10 protein-coding genes are annotated in these 14,713 nt (G+C 39.9%); 8 read left to right on the plus strand and 2 right to left on the minus strand.

All coding sequences use genetic code 11. The features are described from left to right. Positions 1 to 18 precede the first annotated feature (18 nt). Together G7061_RS00870 and G7061_RS00875 are read left to right on the plus strand one after the other, a co-directional pair. On the plus strand, positions 19 to 1,701 hold the full coding sequence (locus tag G7061_RS00870; RefSeq protein WP_236262182.1) for a sensor histidine kinase: 1,683 nt from the start codon (positions 19 to 21) through the stop codon (positions 1,699 to 1,701). Beyond that, the gene (locus G7061_RS00875) at positions 1,694 to 3,190 is read left to right on the plus strand and encodes a response regulator transcription factor (protein ID WP_159639905.1); all 1,497 of its coding nucleotides are present in this window, start codon (positions 1,694 to 1,696) and stop codon (positions 3,188 to 3,190) included. Before G7061_RS00870 ends, G7061_RS00875 begins: the two co-directional genes overlap by 8 nt. A 38-nt stretch (positions 3,191 to 3,228) precedes the next feature. Here the strand turns inward: G7061_RS00875 and G7061_RS00880 are convergent, their stop codons facing one another. Further along, entirely contained in the window at positions 3,229 to 5,364 is a 2,136-nt protein-coding gene (locus G7061_RS00880) for a GH92 family glycosyl hydrolase (protein ID WP_166118051.1), read from the minus strand. A gap of 8 nt (positions 5,365 to 5,372) precedes the next feature. After that, positions 5,373 to 6,428 carry a substrate-binding domain-containing protein gene (locus G7061_RS00885; RefSeq protein WP_159639901.1) on the minus strand — a complete coding sequence of 352 codons (1,056 nt, stop codon included), beginning with the start codon at positions 6,426 to 6,428 and terminating at the stop codon, positions 5,373 to 5,375. A 173-nt stretch (positions 6,429 to 6,601) separates the two neighbouring features. Here G7061_RS00885 and G7061_RS00890 point away from each other — a divergent pair, with 173 nt between their 5' ends. Genes G7061_RS00890 through G7061_RS00915 form a run of 6 tightly spaced genes read left to right on the plus strand, consistent with a single transcriptional unit; the run spans position 6,602 to position 14,690 of the window. Continuing rightward, a complete protein-coding gene (locus tag G7061_RS00890; RefSeq protein WP_159645212.1) occupies positions 6,602 to 7,891 on the plus strand; it encodes a glycoside hydrolase family 125 protein in 1,290 nt (429 codons plus the stop codon). A 1-nt stretch (position 7,892) separates the two neighbouring features. Beyond that, complete coding sequence (locus G7061_RS00895) at positions 7,893 to 10,559, plus strand: alpha-mannosidase (protein WP_166118053.1); 2,667 nt, start codon at positions 7,893 to 7,895, stop codon at positions 10,557 to 10,559. A gap of 1 nt (position 10,560) precedes the next feature. Then, the gene (locus tag G7061_RS00900; protein ID WP_205700100.1) at positions 10,561 to 11,937 is read left to right on the plus strand and encodes a glycoside hydrolase family 1 protein; all 1,377 of its coding nucleotides are present in this window, start codon (positions 10,561 to 10,563) and stop codon (positions 11,935 to 11,937) included. A gap of 4 nt (positions 11,938 to 11,941) precedes the next feature. Further along, positions 11,942 to 12,823, plus strand: coding sequence for an ROK family protein (locus tag G7061_RS00905; RefSeq protein ID WP_166118057.1), 882 nt, complete (start codon positions 11,942 to 11,944; stop codon positions 12,821 to 12,823). Positions 12,824 to 12,825: 2 nt separating this feature from the next. Next, positions 12,826 to 13,731: an ROK family protein gene (locus G7061_RS00910; RefSeq protein WP_166118059.1), complete on the plus strand. Its 906-nt coding sequence runs from the start codon at positions 12,826 to 12,828 to the stop codon at positions 13,729 to 13,731. Beyond that, entirely contained in the window at positions 13,728 to 14,690 is a 963-nt protein-coding gene (locus tag G7061_RS00915; RefSeq protein ID WP_159634754.1) for a type I phosphomannose isomerase catalytic subunit, read from the plus strand. The genes G7061_RS00910 and G7061_RS00915 overlap by 4 nt, the downstream gene beginning before the upstream one ends. Positions 14,691 to 14,713: the final 23 nt, after the last annotated feature.

The following is a 14,713-nucleotide window of genomic DNA, read 5'->3' on the forward strand; positions in this document are numbered from 1 at the left end:
ATGCAAAAGAAAAGCCTAATGAAACGTTTGATTCATACCTATGCCGCGATACTGATTGTCGTTATACTCATCTTTTCGTTGATGGTGAGTTATGCAACAACACAATCCGATCGAACGGCAGTACAGAATCAAGTGGATCAAATAACGAAAAAAGTATCAGCAGTAACAGGGGGATATCAAACAGATTTACGACGTATGATCAATGATCTCTTTCCCGATCAGGCGCGTCTTGATAGTATGCGTGATTACTTTTATATGGATTTTAGTAAGTATTATACGCAACAGTTGGGACGTCCACAGTTCCAACTTTTTCCGCGTGATGTCGAAAAACTCTACGAACGCTACGATGCGATTGAAGGGTTTGTAATTTCGCTTGAGGCAACCAATGATATATATCATTCAAGCCGAGAGAACAAAATGGGGAGTAAACCAGAGCAATTACCTGATATCTCTGATTACATGGTCTTTTCCAGACCGATTATTAATTATGATGCATACCTACCGCTCGGAAATATCTATCTATACATTGATTACTCGGTATTTGATACGATTGTGCAACAGGAGCAACGCTTTGTAGAACCTATTGTATTCCTACTTTCGAGTACGGGAAATATTCAATATCAATACAATATGGGGAATGGTGATGTCTTACAAGAACACATCAAGACGCAGTATGAAACCCGTTCACCCTTAGATTCAGCGATATTTGAACAGTATGTCTATAATCGTGTTGAGTTATCAGATGGTTCGGTACTCATTGTAGCTGCTGATAAGCACGATATCTTTATGAAGTCATTCTCTACATATGCGTTGATTACTGCGGGAGGGACGTTCTTAATTGTGATTCTACTGTTTGTCTTGTTCAGGACATTTGGACGTTATGATACACAAGTGAACGATGTGTTGGGAACCATGGAACGCGTGCGTCGTGGTAATGTTTCGGATCGTATTGAAATTCAAAATAAAGAGGATGAGCTTCTTACGATTTCCCAGGCAATTAATGAGACGTTGGACAGTATGAATCGATATGTTAAACAAATTTATCAGATGGAGATTCGCCAACAGGATATTAATATGCGTGCCTTACAATCACAAATCAATCCTCATTTCTTATACAATACATTAGAATTTATTCGTATGTATGCTGTCTCAGAAGGTGTTAATGAGTTAGCGGATATTGTCTACACATTCTCTACATTGCTTCGCAACAACATTTCGTTAGAGAAGACAACGACGTTAGCGAAAGAACTGGAATTTGTTGAAAAGTACGTCTATCTTCATCAAATGCGATATCCCAATAAGATTGCTTATAAATTTGATGTTGCAGAAAATTTTGAAATGATTAGTATTCCTAAATTTACGCTGCAACCTTTGATTGAAAACTATTTTGTACACGGTGTAAACTATCGTCGTGTTGATAACGCCATTAAAGTTGCAGTTTACAAAGACAATAAACGAATTCATATTAAAGTATCGGATAATGGTCGAGGGGTCACGGATGAAGTCTTAGCGACAATTCGTCGACGCTTGCAAGAATCGGAATTTGATTTGGATAATGACAAGTCAGTAGGGCTTGTGAATGTTCATGAACGATTGAAAGTATTCTACAAAGACAATGACTACCGTATGGAAGTCGCACATAGTGATAATGGAGGATTTGAGGTTTTAATTAGTTTTATAGAGGAGGAATCGGATGTATAAAGTAATCTTAATTGATGATGAGTATATGATTTTACAGGGGTTACAAAAGCTAATTCAATGGGAGCAACTTGGTATTGAATTAGTAGGAACCTTTGATGATGGCATCGATGCTTTGGATTATGTTCGCGAAAATCCTGTAGATATTGTTATTACGGATGTGAGTATGCCCGTAATGACGGGTATTGAGTTTGTCGCACAATCGCAGGAGGAAGACATCAACTTCAACTTTATTATTTTGTCAGGGTATCAAGAGTTTGAGTATGTCAAAGAGGGGATTCGCCTTGGTGCTGAAAATTTCATCCTTAAACCAATTGATACGGTTGAGTTGAATGGATCGATTCGTAAAATAGTTCAAAAACTCGATGAAGAAAAGTATCACGAGCAAGGCGATGAAATTCTCTTTAGGAATACAATTATTCGTTGGTTAACGGGGGAGATTGATTCCGTTGATTTACGTCGTATCTTAAAACAATTAGGACATCGTCTAGAATTAACAGATTTGTATTCGGTGATTGCGATTGGTGGCGTAACTGAAGCCCGTAAAGCAGTTTGGAATCACTTCATGAAAGAGATGATGATTCCATACTATGCTTATATGGGGGAGGAACTGTACATTGTTGTTGAGGGATCTAACCTACGTTTTGATCAGGTTCGTAAGGGAATCATTCATCTCATTATAAAAGAAGATGAAAAGATTGCGATTGGCGATTTGTTTGTAAAGTTTGATCAAATTCATCGTAGTTATGACCACGCCTCAGCACTTTTGGAAATTGTTGAGTTTTATGACGATGATTCGTACTTGCGTGATCAAAGTATTAAAGATAGTACGAGCATCGAAATGAATGCCAAGATATCGTTTGAGAAATTTCATCAGTCACTTGCTTTAGGCGATGGTGCAGGAATTCGTGAAGAGATGAAGGGTCTTATCGATGAGGCGATTGCAACCAATCCGCAACCAGAGTATATACGCTATATTGCGTTTATTGTTTTTTCAGACATTTACCGTCATTATAATCGCATGTCCTCAGAGCATTACTATTCAAATCTTAAATTGCTACATGGCGCAAATTCAATCGGTGAAATTTTAGATGTCCTTGAGTCATCAATTGAAGTTAATCATGCGCAAACTGATGTCAAACAATACAATGTAAACGTGCAAAAAGCTCTGCAAATGATTCATCAAAATTACACTGATGATTTAACAATCGGAACAATCGCAGACTCATTGCATTTAAATGCGATGTATCTCGGACAAATTTTTAAAAAGGAAACGGGACTTAGCTTCTCACAATATTTAAATCAACATCGTATTAAGAAAGCACAGAATCTCTTGATGCAATCAAGTCACAATGTCAATGAAATAGCGGAACTTGTTGGATATACAAGCTCTGGATATTTCTACAAAAACTTTAAGAAGGAATGCGGAATCTCTCCTCGAGAGTTCCGTGAACGGTGGCACAAAAACGGCGACGTCCTTCACTTAGACTAACAAAAAGGAAGAACAATCATTGTTCTTCCTTTTTTGGTTTATTTTGACATTGAGTACGGAAGTTCATCATCCGTGTATTGATGTTGACGAGGAACAATTCCTAACTCGAAATCAAGCCGCGTACCTTGGATAAGGTCACTGTGTTTGAGATAGAGTGGTGTATACTCAGTACCATCTTTCATCATCTTGGAAACGAAATTATGATGACGCGTGTTATTTTCAGTATTGATTTGTAATGTTTCACCATTCGGTAGATTTACTGTAACAGTATCAAAGAAAGGAATACCTACGACATATTCTTGTGTTCCGGGACTAACTGGATAGAATCCCATAGCGTTGAAGACATACCACGCGGACATACTGCCATTGTCTTCGTCGCCGGGGTAACCTGTGAATGTAGGCTTGAATGTTTCGCGCATGAGGCTTCGTAAAAGTACTTGTGTTGAAGCCGGTTCGCCACCATACGTGAACAGATAAGGAATATGGAAACTTGGTTGGTTTGAGATTGCCATTTGGCCAAAATCAATCGCAGCAACTTCGCTCATTTCGTGAATTTCAAAGCCATAACTTCCTGATGTGAAGTACGGTTTTTGGTTCACAAGATGGGTAATTTTATCAAGATATGCTTGTTTTGAATCATATAACTTAATTAGACCGGCAAAGTCGTGATAGACAGCCCAAGAGTTTTGCCAAGAGGAACCTTCGGTATACGCATGTCCCCATTCTATATCGCTAAATGAATCACTGAAGTTGCCTTCTGTATCTTTCGCGCGCATCAATCCTGAGTTTGAATCAAAGAGCTGTGCATAATTTTTTGAACTATCCATGAATGTTTGGTAATCATCGGTACGTCCAAGCATTTTTGCTACTTGTGCGATACAAAAGTCACTGTAACTGTTGTCTAACGATTGGTTGACACTTTCATGGTAGGATGATGGAACGTAACCATATTTCCAATAATCATTAACAGCACGACGGCCATACTGTGGATTCTCAGACTCGACTGTTGCAGATTGCTTCATTGCCTCATACAATGGCTCAATGTTATCGTGAGCGAGACCTTTTGTGAGCGCATCACTGATAACTGCATCGACAAGAGTGCCAGGCATGAGTCCACGTTCATCGGGTGAAAGCCATTTGGGAAGGTATCCGGCTTCACGGAAACTGTTGAGGAAACCTTCAAGCATCAGCTCATAGTGTTCAGGTTCAATAAGAGAAAAGAGTGGGAAAAGTGATTTATAAGTATCCCAGAATCCGTTATTGGTAAATAAAACTCCAGGTGCACTCGATTGCGTAATTGTATTGTAGTGGATAGGTTCGTTATTAGCATCCAATTCATAGAATGTTTGAGGGAAAAGGAAACAACGATAAAGTGCCGCATAAAACATTTTGACGGCTTCTTGGTCAGTGTGAGTTACTTCAACTTTGGAAAGTTTTTGTTCCCATGCATCTTTCGCATTTGTTAGCATGCTTTCAAAGGTTGATGGTAAGCGCGATGCATTGATTCTTGCTTGTTGCGAATTGATAAAAGAGGTCGCAACGGTAATGGTTGGATGTGATGAAGTTGTACGAATAATGATAATGTCAGTACCATCTTCAAAAGTACTTGCTTCAGCAGTAAATGGAACATCTAACGTCATGTGCACATACATTGTGAAGTTTGGGTCTTCTGATCCCGAAGCATTCACGACAGCATATGAAATGGTGTCTGCGTCAATACGTATATCATGGATGCCTTTGATTGCTGATATCACGAAGCCGACTGCTTCAGAACGTAAACTCGTGTTCTTAAGTTTCATTCCGTAAGTTGATGCAGTAAGTTCTGATTCAAGGGCATAGCGTTGGCTCGTAAGTTTGAGATATCCTGGATTGTATACAGCTTCTTCAATACGATAACTGCTTTGAAGGTGAAATACACTTCGGATAAGTGGATCAGTTGTAAAAGGAGTGATTAAAAAACTACTGAAGTCACCCATCCAAGGACTCGGTTGGTGAGTACAGCGAAAACCTGCAAATAATGGTTTGCTTGGATTAAACCACCATGACCCTTCATCATTTTGAGGTGCAAAGTAGTTCATGCCAAAGGGAACTCCGGTGAAAGGGAGGGTGTTACCGTTTGAATAACCGGGATAGTTTTGTGTCCCGACGCGTGTATCAATTGTATCGTGTGTCATAAAGTCTCCTAATTGTGCGTAGATTCGCGTTTGATGAGTGAAACATCAATAATCAGTCGTTCTTGTGGTGTGTTTGGATCTTGGATAATTTTAAGTAAGTGTTGCATTGCACGCATCCCAATTTGCTTAAAGTTCTGTTCAAGGGTTGTAAGTGGCGGATTGACGAATTGTGAAGCCTGGGTATTGTCGAAACCAACAATCTTGAAATCTTGTGGAATCGAATAATTCAAATGTGTTAAGGCATTCATAATAGAAATTGCGAGAATATCGTTTTCACACACAATACCATTGATCTCTGATGCAATCAGATCGTGGATCAAATCTTTAAAGTCATCTGCATGCTTCGTTAAGTTACAATAGATCGGTTTGGCATTATGATTCAATCCCGAATCACTTAGAGCCTTAAGATATCCGAAATAGCGCTCGCGAACTGATGAAACATCTTCGATGCGTGTGGTACTTATGTAAGCAATATTTTTTAATTCTTGATCAATCAGGTGTTGTGTTGCAAGATATCCCCCTTGAAAGTTGTTGGAAATAATACTTGAAAAGGGAACACCGGATACTTCTTTATCTAAGATTACGGTTGGAACATTGAGCAAATAGAGAGGGTAAGCATATTCTAAAATATCATTGTTATTGAATGGATAGAAGATAATACCAGCATAATTTGTCGCAATATCTTGAAGTTGTTCGGCTGAAATTTTGCTGTTTTGCTGAACTTGCAGACGATAGGGTGTATCTTGAAGTGCTTGAAGAATGCCTTGCGTATAATTCCCGAAACTGTAAGTATCGGGGAAAGGCATAATAAATAGAATATCGGTTAAATCACGCGTAGACGTGATTTTTTCTATTGGACTTACAAAACTTCCAAGACCACGTTTGCGGTAAATAAGGCCTTCTTGCTCAAGGTCGTTTAAAACACGTTTTGATGTAATACGACTGACATTGAATGTGGCAGCAATATCATTCTCACTTGGTAACTGGTCGTGAGCGTGGTATTTGCCATGGTAAATGTCGTTTTTTATGTGCTCTTTAATTGTTTGGTATAGAGGTTTGGTCATAATGCCTCCTGGTTGGTATATCATCTACATTTTACTTGTTATATCAAGAAAAATCAATCCAATAATTCGTACACAAAGACCTATAGTTTGTCCATTAAAAACCTATTGTATAAAGAATAAAATTGAAGTGTAACTGGTAACTATATCTTGGTATATCAACTTTAGGAGGAACTATGACAGTCTATAAAGAAATGCCAAAATCCGTACGTGATTTTATGAATGAAATTGCTGAACTTTGTGGTGAAGAACACAAAGGGTGGTCAGAAATATTTGAAAACGTGTATTCAAATACACTGCTTACAACAATCAAACGTATCAGTGAAGACGATACATATGTACTGACAGGAGATATTCCGGCAATGTGGCTTCGTGATTCAACAGCCCAAGTACGTCCATATCTTCCCATTGCTGAACGTGATGCAGATATTCAAGCCATGATTCGTGGTGTTATCTCGCGTCAATTTGACATGATTCTACATGATCCTTATGCCAATGCATTTAACGAAGATGCGAATGGTGCAGGTCATCAAACTGATGATACAACCATGACCCCTCTTATTTGGGAACGCAAATATGAAATCGATTCATTGTGCTACCCAATTCAACTTTCTTATCTTTACTATCAACATACACAAGATGCAACAATCTTTGACGATCGCTTCAAACAAGTCGCACAAACAGTCATTGATTTATGGGTAGTCGAGCAAGACCATACGCAATCCCCATACAACTTTGAACGTCCAACAGACCGAAAAGAAGACACATTAACCAATGGTGGTCGTGGTGGTGAAGTTGCCCGCACGGGTATGACTTGGTCAGGATTTAGACCAAGTGATGATGCGTGTGAATACAACTACTTAGTACCATCAAATATGTTTGCGGTTGTTGTTCTAGAATATATGGAAACGATCTTTACGACCATAAATGTTGATGCAAACTTAGCAAATCAAGCACAACAACTCAAACTTGAAATTAAGAAAGGTATCGAAGACTTTGCCGTATTCTCAAATGGTGAAAAAGATATCTATGCCTATGAAGTTGACGGCTTAGGTAATGCCCTATTAATTGATGATCCAAACGTACCAAGCCTTCTTGCAGCTCCTTACTTGGGATTCTGTGATGTCGATGATGTTCTGTATCAAAATACGCGTGATCACATATTAAGTCCTAAAAATAAATATTTCTATGAAGGACAATTTGCACGTGGATGTGGAAGTTCACATACCCCAGAAGGTTACATTTGGCCAATCGCATTATCAATCGAAGGCTTAACAACCAATGATAAAGATGCAAAAGCAGCAATCCTAAACACACTAGTAGCCACCGATGGTGGAACAAAAATGATGCACGAAAGTTTCGATGTCAATAATCCTACCAACTTCACTCGTGAGTGGTTCTCATGGGCAAACATGATGTTCTGTGAACTTGTCATGGATTTCTTCGATATAAAGGTTAAACGATAATATGAAAAAAACAGTACATATCATTTCACATAGCCACTGGGATCGTGAGTGGTACATGCCATATGAGCAACATCATATGCGCTTAATCGAACTCTTCGATGACTTATTCGACGTTTTTGAAAATGATCCAGGATATAAAAGCTATCACCTCGATGGACAAACAATATCATTGGATGACTATCTTGAAGTGCGTCCAGAAAACCGTGAAAAACTAGAAAAACTTGTTCGTGACAAAAAACTCTTCATTGGACCATTCTATATTCTACAAGATGATTTCTTGATTAGTGCTGAGGCAAATGCACGAAACATGCTTGTTGGTCTCGATGAGAGCTATAAATGGGGTGAACCCGTAAAACTTGGTTATTTCCCAGATACATTTGGAAACATGGGACAAGCACCACAAATGATGAAACAAGGAAATATGGATGCAGTTGCATATGGCCGCGGGGTCAAAACGACAGGATTCAATAACGTTGTTGTCGATGAAGATTACACATCAAAATACTCTGAAATTAACTGGGAAGGCGCTGATGGTACTGAAATCTTCAGTATCTTATTTGCCAACTGGTATAGCAATGGTAATGAAATCCCAGCTGAACGAGAAGCGGCAATTTCGTTTTGGGATAAGAAACTTGCTGATGCAGAACGTTATGCATCAACACCACACCTTCTCATGATGAATGGTGTTGACCATCAACCAATTCAAAAGGACGTGGCAAAAGCCATCGCTCTTGCCAATGAACTGTATCCAGACTACGAATTCATTCATAGTAACTTTCCGGATTATATCGAAGCTGTCAAAGCGACACTTCCTGAAGATATCGGGACCGTTAAAGGTGAATTAACAAGTCAAGAAACAGATGGTTGGTATACGTTAGCGAATACATCATCATCACGAATTTACTTAAAACAAGAAAACGTTGCGGTTCAAAATCTTCTAGAACGTATAACCGAACCTTTAGCTACAATTGCGACCGATGTAACAGGTCACTATCCACATGAAATGTTGCGTTATGCTTGGAAAAAGCTAATGCAAAACCATCCTCATGATTCAATTTGCGGATGTGGTGTTGATAGTATTCACCGTGGCATGATGACTCGTTTTGAAGATGCAAAACAAGTTGGTAATTTTGTGCGTGACGAAGCACTTCGCCATATTGAAACTGCTTTAAATACAGACGTTTTCCCGGAAGCATCACGTCCCTTTGTTGTTTTCAATACAGAAGGTCAAGAAAAGTCCGGTTTAGTCGAAGTTGAAGTAGAGTGGGAACGAATCCCATTTAATGATCGTAAACCGCAGGAAAACTACTATGAACTTGTCGAAAAAGGGACGCCAGATGTCCTCGTAATCAATGAAAGTGGGAAATCGGTACCTTTTGAAATCGTAAGTTCAGATGTGAAGTACAACTACGATTTACCAAAGGATGCTTTCCGTAAACCTCATTTTGCACGCTACATCACCGTACGTCTAAATATGACAATGATGCCGTCTTTCTCATGGGAGACATTTGCACTAGTTGAAGGAAAACCTGAACCACTCACATCATCATTCGAAGGATTGGAAAACGCATCATTACGCGTATCCATCTCGAATACTGGACAAATCGATATTGAAGATAAAGTACACGGTCATACTTATGAAGATGTTCTTTATTTTGATGATGCTGGTGATATCGGCAATGAGTATATCTTTAAGCAGTCGCATGACGGAACATTCATCACTTCTAAAGGACTGGATGCAACAGTAACGGTACTTGATGATACTGCTTTAGTGAAACGCGTGAAGATGACCCAAACGATGATGATTCCTGAAGCGGCTGAGGATCTGCTCAAAATTGAACAAGAATCAGTGACGGAAATGCGTGAGCGCTTATCAAAACGCTCAACAAAACTTATCCCATTGACACTCGAAACAATGATGACACTTGAGGCAGACAGCCCAATTTTAAAATTTGAGACACGCTTTAATAATCAAGCGAAGGATCATCGTGTGCGCGCAATTTTCAACAGTTCAATGTCGGTACCAACACATGAATCTGAAAGTATTTATGAAGTTGTAACACGTCCCAATGCAGTCTCAAAATCATGGCAAAATCCAACAAACCCACAACACCAACAAGCTTTCTCCGCCATTACAACAGACGAAAAAGGAATGATTGTTGGAAATACAGGATTGCATGAATATGAGGTATTGGATAATCAGTATCTTGCAGTCACAATTCACCGCGGTACTGGCGAAATGGGCGATTGGGGATATTTCCCAACACCGGAAGCACAAGTTCTTGGTGAAACAACGGTGTCTTATGCTGTAAGTTTCCATGGTCGTGATGACAAACATGATTACTACCGTGCGATGAAAGGAATTCAGGTTCCATTCATCACTACACAGGCTGCTGTTCATTCAGGAACATTTGCAAGTAAACATCAATACCTTGTTGTCGATGCACCAGACGCATATGTAACATCACTCAAACGTAAAGAACACGAAACTGATATCATGGTTCGCCTGTTCAACTTGAGTAATGACGATGCTACAACAATTCATGTTGATTTTGAAGGCAAACAACTTTATGATTCCAGTCTCATTGAAATCGTCACAGACAAACCATACGATACAACGCTCAAAGCCGCTGAGATTCGTACAATTCGTATTCCAGATGTCAAATAAAATGAAATTTCCAAAGGACTTTCTGTGGGGTGCAGCGGCTTCTGCACCTCAAACAGAAGGGTCTAACCTAAGTGGTGGGAAGTCATTAAATACATGGGATAAATGGTTTGAATTGAGCCCTGAGCGGTTTGATCAAAACGTGGGTCCGCAAACAACTTCAGACGTCTACAAACTTTACAAAAAAGATGTCCAGCGCATGCGCGATATGAATCTAAACTCGTATCGAACATCGATTTCGTGGACCCGATTATTGCCGGATGGCAAAACACTGAATCAAGAAGCAGTCACATACTATCGTGATTACTTCCAAACAATGATTGATAAAGGCATTCATCCTATTATTAACTTATTTCACTTCGATATGCCGTGGTGGATGATGGAAAAGGGTGGATGGACCAATGCAGAAGTTACGGACCATTTTGCCTTCTATGCCCAAACATGTATCGAAGAATTTGGAGATTTAGTCAAAGACTGGACAACATTTAACGAACCCATTGTTCACGTTGAATGCAGTTATTTGTATGAATTTCATTATCCCGCGATTGTTGATTTCAAACTTGCTATTTTGGCGGGATACAACACGATTTTAGCCCATGCGAAAGCTATCAAGGCAATGCGTAATGTTCGTTCAGACATTCGTATTGGAACCATTTTAAACTTAACCCCGGTCTATGGTCGCTCTGATTCAGAAGATGATGTCCAAGCAACTCGGATTGCGAATGCTTTAAACATCACGAGTTTTATGGATGCAATGGTCAAAGGAACGTTTGATCCCTTCATGGTCAATCTTCTAAAAGAACATGGACTACTTCCCGAAACTGATGCAAAAGATTTAGAAATTATTCGGGAAAATACAGCTGAATTCTTAGGCGTTAACTATTATCAACCACGCCGTGTTCAAGCACCTTCGAAGAAACTCGTGGGTCTTGCAACAATGCCAGAAGATTTCTACGAAGCCTATGCTTGGCCAGAACGTCGTATGAATCCATATCGCGGTTGGGAGATATATCCTGAAGCGATTAAAGATATCGCTAACCTCATCACAACGAAGTATGACAACATGCCGTGGTATGTATCGGAAAATGGCATGGGTGTCGCAGATGAGGCCCGCTTTAAGGATGAAGATGGCATGATTCAAGATGCCTATCGAATTGAATTCGTTGAAGAACACCTACATTACCTATCTGAAGCAATTGCTGATGGCGCAAACTGCTTTGGCTATCACATGTGGACATTTGTGGATTGTTGGTCATGGCTCAATGGCTACCGTAACCGTTATGGATTCTACAGTGTCGACCTAGAAACACAAAAACGAACACCTAAAGCAAGTAGCTTCTGGATGCGTGACTTTATTCAATTTCAACAGGAAGGGGAATAGGAACATGGCAATACTAGCATTTGATATGGGAGGAAGTGCTGTCAAGTACGGTATCTGGAATAATGATACGCTCGAAATGACAGATCAGTTCAAAACACCGGCAACATGGGATGAAATGAAAGAAAGCCTCAATCAAACTTATCAGAATCTCAAAGCAACTTTTGATATTTCAGGTATCGCCCTTTCAGCTCCAGGAAGTGTTGATGTTGCGAAAGGGGTTATCGGTGGGATTTCAGCAATCGAATATATTCACCATTTCCCAATTGTGGAAGATCTTGAATCCGTTTTTGGTTTACCGGTAAGTATCGATAACGATGCCAACTGTGCCGCCCTTGCGGAAACATGGAAAGGTGTTGCACGTGGTGAATCAAACGTACTATTTGTAGTTGTTGGAACAGGAATTGGAGGTGCGGTCATCGTCGATGGCGAAATCCAAAGAGGTCATAATCTTTTTGGTGGTGAATTTGGCTGCATGATCCTTGACGGAAAACAATCGTTTAGTATGCTTGGGACCGCTGTCCATATGGCTGAACGCTACGCACGTCGTCTCAAAATTCCCGAAGATAGCATAACGGGTGCAGAAGTATTTGACCGCGCAAAAGCAGGAGATGCACTCGCTATAGACGAGGTTAATAATTTCTACGATTATCTCTCGTTAGGTCTCTATAATTTACAATTTACGACAGACCCAAGCTCCATCATTATTGGTGGCGGTGTTAGCCAAAACCCAGATTTAATACCTGCAGTTACAACACGAATACAAGATATGTTAAGCAATGCAGGTCTTGAAAGTGTCGATGTATCGATTAAGGCGTGTCATTTCCTCAATGATGCTAATTTAGTCGGAGCAGTGGCTGCATTTCAAACACAGAAGGGAGCACAATAATTATGAAATATGCTGCAAGCGTTGATATTGGAGGAACATCCACTCGTGTTGCTCTAATAAGTCAAACAGGCGAAATTATTGAACGTCAGTCCTTCACCACGTTGGGCGACAATCCACACGCGACACTTGAAGGAATTTACGATATTATTCAAGGTTTTAGTGAGCCCTGTGTTGGTGTTGGTGTGTCCTGCCCGGGCCCTTTAGATTTAAAGAAGGGAATCGTCCTCACGCCGCCAAACTTAACAGGATGGCATTACTTTAAATTTAAAGAAGAAGCTGAAAAGCTTTGGAATTTACCCGTAATTTTAGAAAATGATGCAAACTTAGCGGGTTATGCCGAAGCCATGAAAGGTGCTGGTGTTGGTGAAGATGTAGTTCAGTACTTTACCATAAGTACAGGACTGGGTGGTGGCTTGGTCATCAACGAAAATATCTTTCTAGGATCACACGGTTTTGCGCAAGAGGTGGCCAATGCTATTTTATGGAAAGACGGCCCACAGTTGGGTGATTTAAAACCCGGGTCCGTAGAATCGATTTGCAGTGGGACCGCAATCACACAACGAGCCAAACAACAAGGACTCGATGCCCAACATGCTGGGGATGTTTATCAACTTGCACAATCAGGCAATATGGTCGCAGAAGCTATCATTGATGATGCAATTGAATATCTTGCGAACATGATTGCGATTGTGATTGGAGTCATCGATCCCGGTGTTGTTGTGTTGGGTGGTGGTGTTGCGTTGAAAATTCCAAACTTTGTAGAAAAAGTCACTAAACGTGTTCAAACCAAAGTCTATGCTGTCCAAGTTGAAAATGTAAATATTAAACGCGCGGAACTAGGCGACGACAATGGTCTAATCGGCGGTGGTTTATATGCCTTCAATGTATTTGCTGGAGGTATGATATGAGCGTAATCAAGCTATCACCATCTTATAAAGACTATCTTTGGGGTGGTAGTAAACTCAAAGAATCCTATCGCAAAGAAACATTATTAACGCCACTTGCCGAAAGCTGGGAAATATCGACCCATAAAGATGGACCCAGTTATCTTGTGGACTATCCAGGTGTAGAGAAGACATTACCAGAATACATTGCTGTCCAAGGTCGCCACGTTCTTGGTACCAAAGGACAAGCATTTGAATACTTTCCAATCCTCGTTAAATTTATTGATGCTAAACAAGACTTATCCATTCAAGTCCATCCTGAGGACGCGTATGCTAAAGTTCATGAAAATGAGTATGGTAAAACAGAAATGTGGTATATCTTGGAAGCAGAACCCGGTGCATCCATCTACTATGGTACAAAGACATCACTAAGCAAAGAAGCATACAAGGAAGCGATTGAAACGAACACCATCCTCGATGTTCTCAATAAAGTTCCCGTAAGCAAAGGCGACGTAATTTTTGTTGAAGCGGGTACGATTCATGCAATTGGTGCCGGAATCGTTATCTGTGAAATCCAACAAAATTCAAATACAACGTATCGTGTCTACGATTTTAATCGTAAAGACGCAAATGGTAATTTACGCGAATTGCATATTCAACAAGCAATCGACGTATCAAATCTAGAACCCAAAGATACATCATTTGAAGCTCAGGAACCCTTCGTTGTTTCCGATGGCTACCAAAGTCGAATTCTTGTAAGTTGTGACTACTTCACAACTACGGAAGTCATTCTCGATGACTTCAAAAATTATTATCTTGACGATACATCATTTGAAGGAATTGTGGTTGTTGATGGCTATCTCACCATCACTCAAAACGACACAGTCGTTGAGCTTAAAAAAGGCGAATCAGCTTTCATTGATGCTAATACGCCAAACATTAAAATAAGTGGTGTTGCCCGTTACTTATCAATAAGAGTATAAAAAAGAAGACACACGCATTTATG

The sequence above is a fragment of the Erysipelothrix sp. HDW6B genome (assembly GCF_011301115.1).
In the GTDB taxonomy this organism is placed as follows: Bacteria; Bacillota_I; Bacilli_A; order Erysipelotrichales; family Erysipelotrichaceae; genus Erysipelothrix; species Erysipelothrix anatis.

Excerpts from the sequence above, each read along its gene's own strand:
- G7061_RS00870 (WP_236262182.1), top strand. The coding sequence starts at position 19 with ATGAAACGTTTGATTCATACCTATGCCGCGATACTGATTGTCGTTATA.
- G7061_RS00875 (WP_159639905.1), top strand. The coding sequence starts at position 1,694 with ATGTATAAAGTAATCTTAATTGATGATGAGTATATGATTTTACAGGGG.
- G7061_RS00880 (WP_166118051.1), bottom strand. The coding sequence starts at position 5,364 with ATGACACACGATACAATTGATACACGCGTCGGGACACAAAACTATCCC.
- G7061_RS00885 (WP_159639901.1), bottom strand. The coding sequence starts at position 6,428 with ATGACCAAACCTCTATACCAAACAATTAAAGAGCACATAAAAAACGAC.
- G7061_RS00890 (WP_159645212.1), top strand. The coding sequence starts at position 6,602 with ATGACAGTCTATAAAGAAATGCCAAAATCCGTACGTGATTTTATGAAT.
- G7061_RS00895 (WP_166118053.1), top strand. The coding sequence starts at position 7,893 with ATGAAAAAAACAGTACATATCATTTCACATAGCCACTGGGATCGTGAG.
- G7061_RS00900 (WP_205700100.1), top strand. The coding sequence starts at position 10,561 with ATGAAATTTCCAAAGGACTTTCTGTGGGGTGCAGCGGCTTCTGCACCT.
- G7061_RS00905 (WP_166118057.1), top strand. The coding sequence starts at position 11,942 with ATGGCAATACTAGCATTTGATATGGGAGGAAGTGCTGTCAAGTACGGT.
- G7061_RS00910 (WP_166118059.1), top strand. The coding sequence starts at position 12,826 with ATGAAATATGCTGCAAGCGTTGATATTGGAGGAACATCCACTCGTGTT.
- G7061_RS00915 (WP_159634754.1), top strand. The coding sequence starts at position 13,728 with ATGAGCGTAATCAAGCTATCACCATCTTATAAAGACTATCTTTGGGGT.